We start from the raw sequence: 15,879 nt of genomic DNA on the forward strand, positions 1-15,879 counted from the left end.
GTCACAATCGGCTCGGAAAAAACAATACGAACTTCATATGGAAGTGAAGGGAAGCCATGAACTCTATCGTAAGTGACGATTTGACTTTTGCGGAACTGTCCGCCGAACTGAACAAGCGCAAGGCAGGTTTTACCTGGAAGTTTGAAGACCTAGGAGAGACCGCCGAAGTTGAGCTGGGAGATGTGGCAAAATTCAGCCTTTCACTGGCCGAGCCTCTATCCGCCGAGTTTACTCGTAAGATGCACCAGAATGGCCGCACTGTGGAGCCCTCGGTTTGTTTGTGCCTGGAAACCGTAGCCGAGATTATGGGCGTGCGTACGGTCTTAGATATCGGTACGCATTATGGCTTCATTTCGCTGTTTCTGGGGTGCCAAGATGCGATCGAAACCGTGCATTCCGTCGAAATGAACCCAGATGTTGTGAAGATTTTCGAGGCGAACCTAGACCTAAATCCCGGCGTTAAGAAAAAATGTATTATTCATAACATCGGCCTCTCGGATGAAGACATTCACAACCGCGACGTCTGGTACCATGGTATGCGCCTGCTGTTTGACCAGCCGGGCAACAAAGGGATTCCGAAAACTCAGCTCGACATTCTGAAATTCGAAACCCTGATTGATCGCATTGGTGGATTGCCCGACCTGATAAAAATCGACATCGAAGGTTTCGAGGCGAAGCTTGTTGACGATCTAAGAACAATGGATTGCTCTCAGAAGCGCCCGGTCATCATGTTGGAGCTTCATGGCGAAGAACTGCTGAACCGATTGGGATCGACTCGGACTGAGATCTTCGACGCACTGTTCTCGCATGATTACAAATGCGCGATGGTCAATTGGCACCAGCACCTACCCGCCGGGGCAATCCTAGGTGAAGTCACAAAAGAAAACCTTGAGGAAAAACTCGTCAAACCACATGGAATGTACTTGTTTTGGTAACCCGCACGACGATCACCACAGGCAATCGAGAACTTAAATGGTAAAGAAAAAAGCACCCGCAAAGAAAACGGCATCTGTAAGAAAGCCTGCTAAGCCAGAGAACCCAGTGCCGGTCTCGGTCAGTCTCGAGGAATTCGAAAAACACGTTGAGCGGATTTCAGCAGAGCTTAGACGGACTATCAATGAGTCATTTGTCGCGGCGCAAATACTTGCATTGGGATCGGACCGTGTGCTTGAGATTGCTGCTCAAGACCATCTTTTCAAATTTCACGTCCCACATGCCAACCGTGACATCGTTCAAAAGCGCATGGTTTTACAGGGCCAGCTTCCGAACGCGGAGGGCTATGACGCTTTGGCGCTTCGATTGCCCCGAGGTGGTACATTCATCGACGTCGGTGGCTATCTTGGGATCTCGGCAAGCTTCTTCTCGAAGATCTGTGACGCAGACAAGATCCACATTTTCGAACCGCAGAAAGCCGTTTTTGAGGTTCTGCAACGCAATCTAGAGCTAAATGGCGTTGAAGGTGCGACCATCCATCAAAAAGCAGTACTTGATGACGTTGCGCCTGTGAATCCCGGCGTATTTCGGCCCTCGAATTTTGGTAACACCCCGTTCTTGAAGCACGCAAGCGGAAGATATGAAGGCGTTTCGCTGGATTCGATGAAGTTCAAAGCAGCTGATGTTCTTCATATGGATTTCGCAGGCCCCAAGTTGATGGCAATCAAAGGCGCCGAGAAGCTTATTAAGAAGTTCAAGCCGTTTATCATACTGGACAAGGGCGGTCGTGACATATCCGAAGTGATCGAGTTCGTTCTCCCACTTGGGTATAAACACGATCAGGTTGCAGGTCTGATACTGTTCTATCCGGAAGCATAGGAACGACGAAAAGATGGCAACGGCAGCTTTGACGATGGTCTATGACGATCCGGATCTCTTAAAGATCTGGGTGGATTACTATTCCAAGTATATGGACCGCGAACGTATGTTTGTGGTGACGCATGGCAAGCAGGACTATGTGCACGACATTGCCAAGGGGTGTACGATTATCCCGGTGCATCGCAGGTCCCCCTATCCAAGGATGGACGCTGACAGATGGTTTTTCCTGTCGGACATTTCATCGTCTCTGACGTGGATGTTTGACACGGTAATCTGCAATGACGTCGATGAATTGCTTGTCGTTGATCCTGACGTCTCGGATGACCCAATCAAGTACATTGAAGAGAAGAAAGACCTTAAGGTCATCACCCCGTTTGCGGTCGAAATCATTCACCGGTGGACGGAAGAGCATGATCTAGACCACACCAGACCGATCTTGAACCAACGCAAATATGTCAGAAGCAACAACTGGTATTGCAAACCATGTATTGTGCGCGAGCGGGTGCAATGGGTTCCAGATGGTCATGGAATAATGCATCAACCCAATTTGCACTTGGACCCCCATCTGTATCTGTTCCATCTCAAATGGATGGATCGTCAGTTCCATATTGATCGCTTCGATCGTCGCTTCAACATGCGTAACGATCACGAAGGCGATGAAGAGATCGTTTTTGGCGGAAGCACCTGGAACAAATCTCGTGCGACCTACATGATGATTGCGGACAAGATGGAAGAGATCAGGATCGAGGCTTTCGGAGAAACCGGCTTCGATTTTGCCAAAGCCCGCAAATCCTACATTGATAACTACAAGGGCGGGGAAAATGGCGGATACAAAAGTCTTCTGAATGTCGGGAGCGACCTCAGGGTTATACCAGAGAGATTCATTGGCATTTTCTGAAGGTTCTAGGTTGTCTGCGTTTGAATCGCGGTCGACGAAGCCAAGCTAACTTGTTTCCCCATAAAGATACCCGAAGAGTTTCTTGGGGATGGCCAGACAGATCGTCGCAGGCATCCGCAATGCCGGCCACGCGCAGTTCTCAGAGGCTCTCGTCCCTTAGTCGTTCTAGCTCTACAGGGCCCTAGTCAGGTCGATAGAGGCCAGGGATCAACTCCTCGGCTAGGGCCTGCAATGACTCGGGTGTAGCTCCTGGCGACTGGATTTTCCCGTAGTGCACACTGTAGCGACCGCCTAGCTTGGCCATCAGTTCGGAAACGTAGCGAAGTGAGGCGACTTCGCGACCGATGTATTCATTGCCTCCGCTAAGGATGCGAGCGAGCTTTCTGGTTCGGTAGTAGTGGCGCGAATTTCGAAGACTGGCAGATGCGGGCACAATCGAGGCGCCACATGCCGCCGAAACACGGGTGATGCCGGTGCGCCAAGGTGGCTCGAACAGCAATCCACCAGCCATGTCCGCCACGCGCCCGGACCCAAACACCAGCAACGCGCCACCCTGCTCCAAATGCGCCTGCATTTCTTCCCGCGTTTGACGCGCGCCCAACACTTTGTCGGAACGATCGAGGTCCACGGCGACAATTCGGTCCGCGCCCAGAAACCGTTCTGCTTCTCGATTGGCGACAACCTTCAAATCCGGTCGATGGCTTAGCAAAGCACCAGCATGCGAGATGAAATCGAACGTCCCAACGGGATGCGTTGCGCCAATGATCACAGCGCCTTGGGCGGGGATATTTTCGATCCCATGCGCGGTGATCTGAGTGCCCCCCTTCATCGCCAGCAAAGCCTTCACAAGATCTGGACCGGTGCGCCCGTCAAGTTCACGCAGCACCTGCTCGGTCTCGCGCAGGGCAAAGAATGCTTGTCCGGTCAGGGTACGGCTGAACAGATCGACCGAGCCCATAAGAAAGCGCAGACCCTTCAACCGAAAATGCGCACGATCCGTCAGCCGAAGGCGCGCACGCAGCAGCTCGTCCATTGGGTTTTCAGTCGTTTTCCCGGGCAAAATCGTCTCTGCGCTTCAAAGTGAGGGTTGCAGACGCGCATGTGCGCCTGAGCGGTAGGTGACAAGACTGCAATCCAGCAATGCCTTTGGTCAATTCGTTTATTGCTTGCCCAAGAGGCAGACGGCGTTCAAAACTTGACGTGTCACCAATCGGTTACAGACCGACACGGCAAGCAAGGAACGGGGGAGCAGCATGAGTACACCGGCACAAGCTGGCATTGACGAGGTGATGCTGAACTTTTCGCCCACAAGCCTGCAGATCCTGAACGCCGTGCTTGCCGTGGTCATGTTCTCGATCGCGATCGATCTGAAGCCGAGTGATTTCAAGAAACTGATCCGTGCCCCCAAGCCTTTGCTGACCGGATTGACGTCGCAATTCATCGTGCTGCCGGCGTTGACGTTCTGTCTGGTTCTGGCAACCAACCCGCGCCCGTCGATTGCGTTGGGGCTGATGTTGGTGGCGGCTTGTCCGGGTGGAAACATCTCGAATTTCATCACTCATCGCGCAGGCGGAAATGCGGCGCTTTCGGTGTCGATGACAGCTTTTGCGACGATCTTTGCGATCATCCTGACGCCGTTCAACATTGCCTTCTGGGGCAGCCTTTATGAACCTACGCGCACGATCTTGCAGAAGACGTCGATTGATCCTGTTTCGGTGGCCATCACCGTAGGCATCATGCTGGTGCTGCCGCTTTGCCTTGGTGTGATGCTGAATTCCAAACGGCCGGACATCACCACCCGGCTGCGCACGCCGCTTCAGTATCTGTCGATGGGGATTTTCGTGGCATTCGTCGTTCTGGCGCTGGCCGCAAACTGGTCACTCTTCTTGGAATATGCCGAGGCCGTGGCGACATTGGTCATTGCACATAACGCCTTGGCGCTGGCTGCTGGATTCGGCATCGCCACTTTGGCAGGGCTGTCGGCATTTGATCGTCGCGCCATCATGATCGAGACCGGCATCCAGAACTCCGGCCTCGGGTTGATTCTGATTTTTGGGTTCTTCAGCGGACTTGGCGGAATGGCGGTGGTCGCGGCATTCTGGGGGATCTGGCACGCGGTGTCCGGTCTAGCGCTTTCGGGATACCTAGCACGTTCATCCGCCATTCGAGCGTCCTACACTTAAGGCCGCGCTTCCGCCTTGTTTGACAATAATTTCAGCAACCACGCACGGAAATCGACGGCAGCTGGGTTCTGGTCATTCGCCGACAAGTAATACCCTTCGTTACTAGGAATCGAGGCCGGGTGGGCACGTTCCAGCTGGCCAGTTTGCAGCGCGTTCTGGATCAAAAGCTCGCTGACCAACGCCGCGCCGTTCCCGTGGCTGGCAAGGTGCAGCGCCATGCCGAAGGAATCAGCAAATAGCGAGGGTTCACACCGATCGCCGATCTGTTCGGACCAACTTTTCCATCCGCCCGAGGTGCCCACGGCCTCGATCAGTGGCAATTCATGCAGCGCACCAGACAGTGCCGGGGATTTCAGGGCCACCAGCCTGTTCGGGGTTAGCAATTCCGCATTTTTGCCGACCTGTTTGGCCGACCCAAAGCGGATTTCCACATCCGCGCGCGAGGCGTTGAATTCATCCGGCCAGATCGCGCTGAGGAACCGTACGCGCACATTCGGGTGGGTTCGTGTGAAGTCATGCAAATGCGGCGCGATGATCCATTGGGCGACACTGACCGATGCGGCAATGGTCAGAAGGTTCTGGGTGGGGCCTGCGTCAAACACCTCGGTCGCGGCAGCAAGGGTGCCGAGGGCGGCACCCACCTGTGGCAGCAACTTGCGCCCGTCATCGGTCAGCGACAGTCCGCGTGCATGGCGGGTGAACAGGGATACGCGAAGCCTTGATTCCAGCGCTTTTACCTGCTGGCTGACCGCCGATTGCGTCAGACCAATCTCGTCACCAGCAGCGGTGAAACTCAGGTGCCGGGCGGCGGCCTCGAACGCGCGAAACCATGTCAGCGGAGGAAGCGATTTCTTCATGGGTCAATCCAGCCATTAGTCTTTCTAATACCTAAGCCAGTAAATCTATCATTTGTCAAAATTTCAGGGTGTTCCGATGATGACGCCAAGCGAACAGGAGACCAAGATGACGCCCGAAATCCGCAAAATTGTAACCTATGACGAAGAGGTTCTGATCGAAGGGTTCAAGCCCGCCGACACCCCGTGGCGCATGTTCGCCGTGGCCGCCGTGGTCAAGAACCCGTGGGCCGGGCGCTTTGTTGAAGACCTGAAACCCGAGATCCACGCCTTTGGCCCCGTTCTGGGCGAGATGATGACCGAGCGGATGATTACGCTGGCCGGAAGCGGCGACGCGATCGAAGCCTATGGCAAAGCCGCCGTTGTCGGTCTGAATGGCGAGGTCGAGCATGCCTCGGGCCTGATCCACACCCTGCGTTTCGGCAATTTCTACCGCGAGGCCGTCGGCGCAAAATCCTATCTGGCCTTCACCAATACCCGTGGCCCGGCGAATGCGCCGATTATGGTGCCACTGATGGACAAGAACGACGCCGGGCGCCGTTCGCATTACCTGACCCTACAGTTCGCAATCCCAGATGCGCCGCGCGATGATGAGATCGTCGTCGTTCTGGGGGCAGCCACCAGCGGCCGGCCTCATCACCGTATCGGCGACCGCTATCAGGACCTGAAGGATCTGGGACATGACCTGGACAACCCGGCCGCGGTCTGATCACGCCTCTCTGTCCGCAATCACCGCAGGACAGGGGGCGACAGTGGTGTTCATCCACGGCGTCGGCCTGCGGGCCGAGGCGTGGGAGGCACAACTGGACGCACTGTCGCCGCACTATCGCGTGGTTGCCGTGGATATGCCGGGACATGGGGAAAGCGCCCTGCCCTCGGGCGATCTGGATCTGGCCGATTACACCGATGCCATCGCCGCGGGGATTGACGGGCCAGTGATGCTGATCGGGCATTCCATGGGTGCGATGATCGCGCTGGATATGGGCATCCGGCATCCCGAAAAAGTGTGCGGCGTCGCGGCCCTGAACGCCATCTACCGTCGCCGCCCTGACGCATCCGAAGCGGTGCAGGCGCGGGCAGCTAGTCTGGACGGCACCAGCATGGCCGATCCATCTGGCACGTTAGAGCGCTGGTTTGGCGCGGATGCCTCGCCCGAACGGGACGCCTGCCACGCATGGCTGACCGACGTGAACCCGGCAGCGTACAAATCCGCTTACACCATCTTCGCACATCAGGATGGACCCGATGCGGACGATCTGACCAACCTTGCCTGCCCCGCGCTGTTCATGACGGGCGCGAACGAGCCCAATTCGACCCCTGCCATGTCGCAAGCCATGGCCGCACTGACCCCGCAAGGCCGCGCGTACATCGTCGAGGGCGCGGCTCATATGATGCCGATGACCCATGCGGCGGATGTAAACACGGCCCTTCTGGATCTCGCAAAGGAGCTTTGGCCATGACCGATCTCGATCCCCGCGCCCTGCGCCAAGCCTTTGGCCGCTTCATGACCGGCGTCACCGTGGTCACGACCCGCATGCCGGATGGTACGCCTTGCGGCTTCACGGCGAACTCGTTCTCGTCGGTGTCTATGGACCCGCCCTTGTTGCTGGTCTGCCCGGGCAAGTTCCTGTCGTCTTTTGATGCCTTCGCAAGCAGCATGCATTTCGCGGTGAACATTCTGGCCGAGGGGCAAGAGGACGTGTCCAACACCTTCGCCAGCTTCAAAGGCGACCGGTTTGCCCAAGTCAGCCATCGCGAAGACGCAAACGGCATCCCTCTGATCGACGGCGCGATTGCGCAGTTTTCCTGCGCCACATGGAAATCCATGCCCGCAGGCGACCACCAGATCTTGATCGGGCAAGTGACAGATTTCGCTCAGTCCGAAGGCCGCGGCCTTGGCTATGCGGGCGGTCAGTATTTCAGCCTTGGGCTGGAACGCGCCGCACTGGAGCAAACCGAAGGTCAGGCGATCTGTGGGGCGATTATCTCGGTCGGCGATGCGGTGCTGATCGAGCAGACACCGGATGGATTCCGCCTGCCCCAGATCGAACACTCGGATCGTGGGCAGATGCGGCAAGAGCTACAGGAGGATTTGGCCGCACGTGGGATCTCGGCGCGTTTGGGTCCGGCCTATTCCGTCTATGACGATGCCAGCCGCGGCCAGCATTTCGCCTATTTTCTGGGCTCCAGCGATGACGTGCATGTGGATGCCCCGCTTCAGGCCGTGCCCGTCGCCGACCTTCCGACCCTTACCTACACCACCTCTGCCATCGCCGACATGATGGCGCGGTACGCCCTTGAATTCCGCACCCGCAGCTTTGGCCTTTATCTAGGCGATGCAAAGCGCGGCGATGTGCATGCCTTATCAGAAAGGACCTGATCCATGGAATTTTCGCTGTTCGCCCATATGGAGCGCATGTCGCCCGGCCAGTCACAAACGCAGCTGAATGACGAGTTTATCGCGCTGTGCAAGATGGCCGATGATGCAAAAATGCGGGCGGTCTGGACCGGGGAACATCACGGGATGGATTTCACCATCGCACCGAACCCGTTTCTGACGCTTGTCAATCTGGCCCACCACACCAAACACGTGCGCCTTGGCACTGGCACCGTGATCGCGCCCTTCTGGCATCCGATCAAGCTGGCGGGCGAAGCGGCCTCGGCCGACCTGATCACCGACGGTCGGATCGAACTGGGCATCGCACGCGGGGCGTATTCTTATGAATACGAGCGCCTGATGCCGGGCATGGACGCGTGGGAAGCCGGACAGCGGATGCGCGAGATGGCCCCACTGGTTCCGCAGCTCTGGAAAGGCGACTGCGCACATGAAGGCGAGTTCTTCCAGTTCCCCGCCACGACCTCGGCCCCGAAACCGGTACAGGAAGACGGCCCACCGATCTGGATTGCGGCACGTGACCCCAACAGCCATGAATTTGGCGTGCAGAACGGGTTCAACATTCAGGTGACGCCGCTGTGGCAGGGGATCGAGGAAATCGAAAGCTTGATGGGGCGCTTTAATGACGCCTGCGACGGCTATGACGGTAAGCGCCCGAAGATCATGCTGCTGCACCACACCTATGTGGGCAAAGACGCGGCAGATGTGGATCAGGCCGCGAAAGAATTGTCGAAGTTCTATTGCTATTTTGGCGCGTGGTTCCAGAACAAGCGCCCCGTTAGTCAGGGTCTGATTCAGGAACTGACCGAGGACGAAATGGCCGCGAACAAGATGATGGCCCCTGAAAACCTGAAGCGCGACCTGACCATGGGGACGGCGCAGGAAGTGATCGACCAAATCAAACGCTACGAGGATCTGGGCTATGATGAGTATTCATTCTGGATCGACAGCGGCATGAGCTTTGAGCGCAAGCGTGACTCGCTGGCCCGGTTCATCGACGACGTCATGCCAGCGTTTCAGTGAGGGATCAGATGGAACAGAAACCGCATTATCAGCTGTTTATTGACGGTGAGTGGGTCGATGGGGCCGACGGGCAGGTCATGGCCACGCAAAACCCGGCAACGGGGGAAGATTGGGCGACCTTTGCCTGCGCCGCACCCTCTGACGTTGACCGCGCCATTGCGGCTGGGCGTCGGGTTCTGAATGATCCTGCATGGCGGGATATGACGCAGACCCAGCGGGGCAAACTTCTGTATCGCCTTGCTGAGCTGATCGAGGAGAACGCTCAGCGCATAGGGCAAATTGAGACCACGGACAGCGGCAAGCTGCTGGCTGAAACCTCGTCCCAATCGGCCTATGTGGGCGACTATTACCGCTACTACGCAGGTTTGGCGGACAAGATCGAAGGGGCGGTTCTGCCCATCGACAAGCCCGACATGCACGTCTTCACCAAGCGCGAGCCCATCGGCGTAGTGGTCGCCATCGTGCCGTGGAACGCGCAGATGTTCCTGACCGCAACCAAGCTGGGTCCGGCCTTGGCGGCGGGCTGTTCGGTGGTTCTGAAGGCTTCGGAAATCGCCCCTGCCCCGATGCTGGAGTTTGCGCGTCTGATTGAACAGGCAGGCTTCCCGCCCGGTGTCGTCTCGGTCATCACCGGGGACGCGGAAAACTGCGCTATCCCCCTAACCCGCCACCCGGATGTGGACCGCATCGCCTTTACCGGCGGCCCGGAAACCGCACGCCACGTCGTGCGCAACTCGGCCGAGAACTTCGCCGTCACTTCGTTGGAACTCGGCGGCAAGTCCCCCATTCTGGTGTTCGAGGACGCCGATCTGGACGGCGCGGCCAATGGGTTGATTGCCGGGAACTTTGGCGCCTCGGGGCAAAGCTGCGTGGCGGGATCGCGTGGGTTGGTGCATCGGTCGATCTTCGATGCGCTCGCCCAACGGATCGAAGATAAAATGCAGTCGGTCGTCGTGGGCGATCCCTTGTCAGCGGACACCCATATCGGCCCGCTCTGCACGAAGGTTCAGGTGCAAACCATCGAAACCACTCTGCAAGCTGCGCGCAATGATGGGGCAACCATCCGGTTCGGAGGCGAAGCTTTGGACCGCCCCGGCAACTATATGGCGCCGACGCTGGTGGAATGCCCCAACACAGACGTTGAAACCCTGAAGGTCGAGATGTTCGGCCCCGTGATGTCCCTGATCCCCTTCGATACGGAAGAGGAAGCCATCGCGATTGCCAATTCCACGCCGTTCGGGCTGGGATCGGGTGTCTTCACCGAAAACGTCGCCCGCGCGCACCGCGTGTCGTCGCGGCTGAAGGCTGGCATCTGCTGGGTGAACACCTATCGCGCCGTGTCCCCAATCGCGCCGTTCGGAGGCTATGATCAATCCGGTTATGGCCGCGAGGCGGGGCTTGAGGCGGTGTTGGATTACACCCGCACCAAAACAACGTGGATCAGCACTTCGGATCAGCCGATGGCCAACCCGTTCGTGATGCGGTGAGGGGTGGGGCGCTTACGCCCCGCCTTCAAACCCCTGCAGCACATTCACCGCGTTGATGCCGATCTCGGCGATGTCATAGCCGCCTTCCATCACGAACAGAGTGGGCAGGTCCAGCTTTGCAATATCCGCGCCGTAGGTGGTGAAATCGTCACTGGTCAGCTTGAAAAAGCTGATCGGGTCGGTTTCGAACGTATCCACCCCAAGCGAGATAATCAGAACATCCGGCGCATAGTCGGCCACACGCGCCAGCTCGTCGGTCAACGCCGCGCGCCATGTGGGGAAGTCGGTGCCGGGCAGCAGGGCATAGTTCACATTGAAGCCTTCCCCCGCGCCGCTGCCAGTCTCGTCCTCGTGCCCAAGGAAATGCGGGAAAGCGTCCATCGGGTCGCCGTGGATCGACAGAAACAGCACGTCGTCACGGTCATAGAAAATGTCCTGCGTACCGTTCCCGTGGTGGAAATCCACGTCGAGGATGGCAATCCTTTTCGCTCCCTTGTCTAGCAAATGCTGCGCAGCCACGGCGGCGTTGTTCACGAAGCAATAGCCGCCAAACATGTCGATGGCCGCGTGATGCCCCGGCGGGCGGCACAACGCAAACGCAGATGTCGCGCCCTGTCGGATCCGCTCGGCCCCGGTCAGGGCGACCTGCGCGGCAGCATAGGCGGCCTCCCACGTGCCGTCAGAGATCGAGGTCTCGCAGGCCAGCGCGTAGTAACCCAGCTTGCCCTCGATATGGCGCGGAATATGGGTGGACATGCGACGGGCGGGCCAGACGGTGGTCAATGCCTCGCCCTTGAAGCCCTCGGCGACCCATTCGTCCCGCGCGGTTTGCAGGAAATCCACAAAGCCTGCGTCATGCACCGCCAAGATCGGCTCCATCCCGAAATCATCGGGATCAGAGACCGGCCCCAGATCAACCTGACGCACGCGGTCGATGATGTATTCCGCACGCGAGGGGCGTTCGAAGGGCTCGACCAGTTCGCCCCCGCACAGCTCGGTCTTAGAGTTTCGCAGGCGATGCTTCTCGGTAAAAATCGTTTCCATTCGAGCCTCCGCAGATACAAAAAGGGCGGCCCGGAAGCCGCCCCTTATCGTCATTAAGACTTACTTTTTCACGTTGGTCCAGATCTGGTCATAGACCGCTTGTGTGGCCTCGTCACAAACCTCGATGAAGGCGCCCTGACCAGCGGTGGCCGGCGGATTAGCTTCCGGCAAAGTGGCCAATTCGGGATCAAGGAATTCACCCACGCCGCTGACACCAGCACCGTAACGGGCATAGTTAGACACGGCCGAGATATTTTCCGGCTGCAACAGGAAGTCCATGAACTTCAGCGCATTATCACGGTTGGGTGCATCATTCAGAAGCACGACATTGTCCATCCAGACCACATAGCCCTGCGTCGGGAAGGCGTATTGCAGCGATGCTTTTTCCGAGCGCGCCTTGGCACCAAACCCGTCATAGATCATGCCAACAGCCACATCGCCCGACACCAGAACCTCTTTGGCGGTGTCCGAGTTGAAAGACGCCCAGTGCTCTTTCGCACCGGTCAGCATCTCGTTCAGCGCTTTCAGCTGCTCGCGATCGGTCGAGCACTGCGGAATGCCCATGTGAAGCGAGGCCAGCGCCATCACTTCGCCCTGGCTGTCCAGCATGTTGATCTTACCCGACAACTCGGCCGGTGGGTTGAACAGGATGTCAGTGGTGTTGATGTCACCGCTGTAAGCCGACGTGTCGACCGAGAACGCGGTTGAACCCCACTGGTATGGGATTGAATGCATGCGTCCGGGGTCAAAGCTGGGATCCGCCCATTCGGGGGCGATGTTGCCTTTGTTGGCCAGCTCGCCATCTGCGATTGTGTCCAATAGTCCCTCGCCTGCCATGATCGACACCATATAGTCACCGGGGACGGCCACGTCATAGGTGCCCATGCCGCCTGCTTTCAGCGAAGCCAGCATCGCCTCGTTCGAGTCATAGGTGTCCATGGTGACGTTGATGCCGGTTTCCGCGGTGAACTTATCCAACAGTTCTTGCGGCATGTATTCGAACCAGTGATAGACAACCAGATCGCCCTCGGCAGCGGCGGCATTGGCCATCAAAGCCAGCGCCATAGCAGATTGGGTAAGAAGTTTCATTGTGTTAGCTCCCTGTTTTTATTTGGTATTGTCCGACTTCGACACGAAGTAAGAGATGGTCACCATCACGATCGACACGCTAAGCAGCATGGTCGAGATCGCCATGATGTTGGGCTTGAGGCCCTGTTTCACCGACCCGAAGATCGCCGTGGGAAGGGTTTCGACCCCCGCGCCTTTGACGAAGTTGGTGATGATGAAGTCATCCAGACTGACGATGAACGCCAGAAGGAAGCCCGAGATGATGCCGGGCATCATCAGGGGAAGCAGCACGCGGCGGAAGGCTTGTGCCTTGGTGGCATACAGGTCCATTGCCGCCTGTTCGAAGGTGTCCTCGATCCCTTGCATCCGGGCCTGAATGGGCAGATAGGCAAAGGGGATGCAGAAGGCGATATGCGCCACGAGGATGGTCAGATATCCGCGTGTAAAGCCGACCGAGTTATAGAAGATCAGCAAGGCGACGGCCGTCACGATCTCGGGCACCATCAGGGGCAGGCTGATCAGACCCAGCGAGGCCGTGCGCAAACGGAACTTGCCGCCGCGCACGATGGCGGTCGCTGCCGTGGTAGCGATGGTGGTCGATATGGTTGCCGCCACGATGGCGATGGTGAACGAGTTGATCGCCGCCTGTTTGAACTTGCCGCTTTCCGGCCCGACAAACACGTCGACATACCAGCGCAGCGACAAGCCTTCCCACACCGTGATCGATTTCGAGGCGTTGAAGGAATAGACCGTCACGACGACCAGCGGGGCATAGAGGATGACCAGGCACAGCAGGGTCATGAACTTGAAGCCGGGATAGGTTTTTACATCGGTCTTGGCGCTCATGACGTGGTCTCCGCCTTACGTTGCTGACGGGCGAAGATCAGAAGGATGATCAGAACCATCGTCAGAAGGATCATCGAGGCCGCAGCCCCAAACGGCCAGTTGCCGGCGTTGCCCTTGAACTGCTCTTCGATCAGCGAGCCGATCATGAAGTTCTTGGCCCCGCCCAGAAGGTCAGGCGCAAGGAAGGCGCCAAGCGAGGGAACGAAGACAAGGATGCAGCCCGCAATCACGCCGGGTTTCACAGCCGGCAAAAGGACACGCCGCAGGGTGGTCCATTTGGTTGCGTATAAGTCCGCCGCCGCTTCGCTAAGCGCGAAGTTATAACGCTCGACCGAGGCATAGATCGGCAGCACCATGAAGGGCAAATAGCTGTAGAACAGACCCAATTGCACCGCGAGATTGGTGTTGATGATGTGCAGCGGGCTGTCGATCAGACCGATATTGATCAGGAAATCATTCAGCGGACCTTGGTCGCGCAGCAGGAATTTCATCGACACGGTACGGATCAGCAGGTTCACCCAGTAGGGAATGGTGATCAGAAACACCCACATTGCGCGCGACTTTTCAGGCCGGGTGGCAATGAAATAGGCGGTCGGAAAGCCGATGATCAAGGACAGGATCGTCGCTGCACCCGCCTGCCAGATGGAACGCCAGAAGATCGCGATATAGGTCCATTCAATCTTGGGAGCTTCGTCGCCGAACAATCCGCGATCAAAGAAGAACTGATCATAGGCGTTCAGCGAGAATTCCCAGATGACGCCCCCACGAAATTCCTTGGTTAAGAAGGAATAGACCAGCATCATCAGGACCGGGGCCAGTACGAAGATGCTCAGAACCACCCACGACGGCAGCAAAAGCCAATTGCGGGCCTCGGCATAGGTGTCGGACGCGGCCGACCCGCCAGATGCGGCTCCGCCCGCCATTAGTCGACCAACAGGCGTGCCGAACCTGCCTCCATGTTTACATAGGCCAGCGCGCCGGGCTCGAAGATCCGCTTGGTGCCGCGATCTGAATTCGACGTGCGCACAGTGAAGTTGGGCCCGTCATTCAGATCGATGATGGTGGTGATGTCAGTGCCGATGAAGATGTTCTCGACCACGGTGCCCTTCAGGCTTTCCGACTCTGTCGGCTGATCCGATAGGAACAGGCGTTCGGGCCGCACGGACATGTGCACCTTGGACCCGATGCCCACCTCGTCCACCGCGTTACAGGTCAGCTCGTGACCGCCGCCAAGATGGCAGATGGCACGTCCGTCATTGATCGCATCGACCGAGACTTCCAGCAGGTTGGTTTCACCGATGAAGTCCGCAACGAACATGTTGCGCGGACTTTCATAGATGTCTTTGGGTTCGCCCAATTGCTGCATCCGACCTGCAGACATAACGGCGATGCGGTCGGACATGGTCAGGGCTTCTTCCTGATCGTGGGTCACGAAAATGAAGGTAATTCCGGTTTCGCGCTGGATGTGCTTCAGCTCGATCTGCATGGCTTTGCGCAGCTTCAGATCCAACGCGGAAAGCGGTTCGTCGAGCAACAGAACCTTAGGCGACGGGGCCAGCGCACGCGCCAGGGCCACGCGCTGTTGCTGTCCGCCGGACAGTTGCGACGGCTTACGGGTTGCGAACTGCGTCAACTGAACAAGATCAAGCATCTCGCCCGCTTTCTTGCGCGCATCCGCTTTTGACGCGCCGCGCATCTCAAGCCCGAAGCCCACATTGTCCAGAACCGTCATATGCGGAAACAGGGCATAGTTCTGGAACACCGTGTTCACGGGGCGCTGATGCGGGGGAAGGGTCGCAATCTCGTCGCCATACAGGAAGATGGCACCTTCCGTTACATCCTCGAACCCAGCGATCATGCGCAGAAGCGTGGTCTTGCCGCATCCGGACGGCCCAAGCAGGGTGAAGAATTCGTTGTCGCGAATCCCTAGAGAGATCTTCTGAAGCGCCGTGAAATCGCCATAGCGTTTCACCGCATCGCGTACGTCCACCGCGATCTGGGCGTCGTCATTCATTGTGATCTCTCCGTGTTTTGGGAAAGTCTGGCATTTGCAAAGCTGGCAAGTCCCCCGATGGGGGATTGATATGTCCGCGCATGTTGACCTCCGAGTCAGTGTCAAAAGGCTAGAAGCGGCGCGGCTTCGTAAAAATACGTATCTTGCGAAGTTCGGCTTAGGCTTAACCTTTTCAAGCCGCCTGAATATTAGTCATTGCCTAATCATGGCTGACACAGATCATTCTTTTCTGCTGGACCCATCCTGCCAAATTAG

16 protein-coding genes are annotated in these 15,879 nt (G+C 57.5%); 9 read left to right on the forward strand and 7 right to left on the reverse strand.

The features are described from left to right. Positions 1-56 precede the first annotated feature (56 nt). The 3 genes from ACP15F_RS13200 to ACP15F_RS13210 are packed head-to-tail and all read left to right on the forward strand — an operon-like array spanning position 57 to position 2,710. Entirely contained in the window at positions 57-935 is an 879-nt protein-coding gene (locus tag ACP15F_RS13200) for an FkbM family methyltransferase (protein ID WP_424941290.1), read from the forward strand. A gap of 37 nt (positions 936-972) precedes the next feature. Beyond that, on the forward strand, positions 973-1,812 hold the full coding sequence (locus ACP15F_RS13205) for an FkbM family methyltransferase (protein WP_424941291.1): 840 nt from the start codon (positions 973-975) through the stop codon (positions 1,810-1,812). A gap of 13 nt (positions 1,813-1,825) precedes the next feature. Next, complete coding sequence (locus ACP15F_RS13210; protein WP_424941292.1) at positions 1,826-2,710, forward strand: hypothetical protein; 885 nt, start codon at positions 1,826-1,828, stop codon at positions 2,708-2,710. Between the two features lie 181 nt (positions 2,711-2,891). Here ACP15F_RS13210 and ACP15F_RS13215 read toward each other — a convergent pair whose 3' ends face one another. Beyond that, positions 2,892-3,743, reverse strand: a complete 852-nt coding sequence (locus tag ACP15F_RS13215) for a 1-acyl-sn-glycerol-3-phosphate acyltransferase (protein WP_424941293.1) — start codon at positions 3,741-3,743, stop codon at positions 2,892-2,894. 220 nt (positions 3,744-3,963) lie between these two features. On the opposite strand from ACP15F_RS13215, the gene ACP15F_RS13220 reads away from it, so the two are divergent. Then, entirely contained in the window at positions 3,964-4,893 is a 930-nt protein-coding gene (locus ACP15F_RS13220; RefSeq protein WP_424941294.1) for a bile acid:sodium symporter family protein, read from the forward strand. On the opposite strand, the gene ACP15F_RS13225 is transcribed toward ACP15F_RS13220, so the two are convergent. Continuing rightward, entirely contained in the window at positions 4,890-5,750 is an 861-nt protein-coding gene (locus ACP15F_RS13225) for a LysR family transcriptional regulator (protein WP_424941295.1), read from the reverse strand. The two genes, ACP15F_RS13220 and ACP15F_RS13225, sit on opposite strands and share 4 nt — an antisense overlap. Before the next feature lie 106 nt (positions 5,751-5,856). Between ACP15F_RS13225 and ACP15F_RS13230 the strand changes: the two genes are divergently transcribed. The 5 genes from ACP15F_RS13230 to ACP15F_RS13250 are packed head-to-tail and all read left to right on the forward strand — an operon-like array spanning position 5,857 to position 10,652. Then, positions 5,857-6,456, forward strand: coding sequence for an amino acid synthesis family protein (locus ACP15F_RS13230; protein WP_424941296.1), 600 nt, complete (start codon positions 5,857-5,859; stop codon positions 6,454-6,456). Further along, positions 6,428-7,207 carry an alpha/beta fold hydrolase gene (locus ACP15F_RS13235; protein ID WP_424941297.1) on the forward strand — a complete coding sequence of 260 codons (780 nt, stop codon included), beginning with the start codon at positions 6,428-6,430 and terminating at the stop codon, positions 7,205-7,207. The genes ACP15F_RS13230 and ACP15F_RS13235 overlap by 29 nt, the downstream gene beginning before the upstream one ends. Further along, positions 7,204-8,127, forward strand: a complete 924-nt coding sequence (locus ACP15F_RS13240) for a flavin reductase family protein (RefSeq protein WP_424941298.1) — start codon at positions 7,204-7,206, stop codon at positions 8,125-8,127. The genes ACP15F_RS13235 and ACP15F_RS13240 overlap by 4 nt, the downstream gene beginning before the upstream one ends. A gap of 3 nt (positions 8,128-8,130) precedes the next feature. After that, positions 8,131-9,165 carry an LLM class flavin-dependent oxidoreductase gene (locus tag ACP15F_RS13245; protein ID WP_424941299.1) on the forward strand — a complete coding sequence of 345 codons (1,035 nt, stop codon included), beginning with the start codon at positions 8,131-8,133 and terminating at the stop codon, positions 9,163-9,165. A gap of 8 nt (positions 9,166-9,173) precedes the next feature. Then, the gene (locus ACP15F_RS13250; protein WP_424941300.1) at positions 9,174-10,652 is read left to right on the forward strand and encodes an aldehyde dehydrogenase; all 1,479 of its coding nucleotides are present in this window, start codon (positions 9,174-9,176) and stop codon (positions 10,650-10,652) included. Positions 10,653-10,664: 12 nt separating this feature from the next. On the opposite strand, the gene ACP15F_RS13255 is transcribed toward ACP15F_RS13250, so the two are convergent. From ACP15F_RS13255 to ACP15F_RS13275, 5 genes are read right to left on the reverse strand one after another with little or no spacing between them, the layout of a single operon-like run. Continuing rightward, the gene (locus ACP15F_RS13255) at positions 10,665-11,696 is read right to left on the reverse strand and encodes a histone deacetylase family protein (protein ID WP_424941301.1); all 1,032 of its coding nucleotides are present in this window, start codon (positions 11,694-11,696) and stop codon (positions 10,665-10,667) included. A 60-nt stretch (positions 11,697-11,756) separates the two neighbouring features. Then, positions 11,757-12,785, reverse strand: a complete 1,029-nt coding sequence (locus tag ACP15F_RS13260) for an extracellular solute-binding protein (protein ID WP_424941302.1) — start codon at positions 12,783-12,785, stop codon at positions 11,757-11,759. An 18-nt stretch (positions 12,786-12,803) separates the two neighbouring features. After that, positions 12,804-13,610: an ABC transporter permease gene (locus tag ACP15F_RS13265; protein ID WP_108857927.1), complete on the reverse strand. Its 807-nt coding sequence runs from the start codon at positions 13,608-13,610 to the stop codon at positions 12,804-12,806. After that, positions 13,607-14,533 carry an ABC transporter permease gene (locus ACP15F_RS13270; RefSeq protein WP_424941303.1) on the reverse strand — a complete coding sequence of 309 codons (927 nt, stop codon included), beginning with the start codon at positions 14,531-14,533 and terminating at the stop codon, positions 13,607-13,609. The genes ACP15F_RS13265 and ACP15F_RS13270 overlap by 4 nt, the downstream gene beginning before the upstream one ends. Continuing rightward, the gene (locus tag ACP15F_RS13275) at positions 14,533-15,624 is read right to left on the reverse strand and encodes an ABC transporter ATP-binding protein (RefSeq protein WP_424941304.1); all 1,092 of its coding nucleotides are present in this window, start codon (positions 15,622-15,624) and stop codon (positions 14,533-14,535) included. Before ACP15F_RS13275 ends, ACP15F_RS13270 begins: the two co-directional genes overlap by 1 nt. Between the last annotated feature and the right edge of the window lie 255 nt (positions 15,625-15,879).

The organism is Aliiroseovarius sp. S253 (assembly GCF_049800855.1).
Lineage (GTDB): Bacteria > Pseudomonadota > Alphaproteobacteria > Rhodobacterales > Rhodobacteraceae > Aliiroseovarius.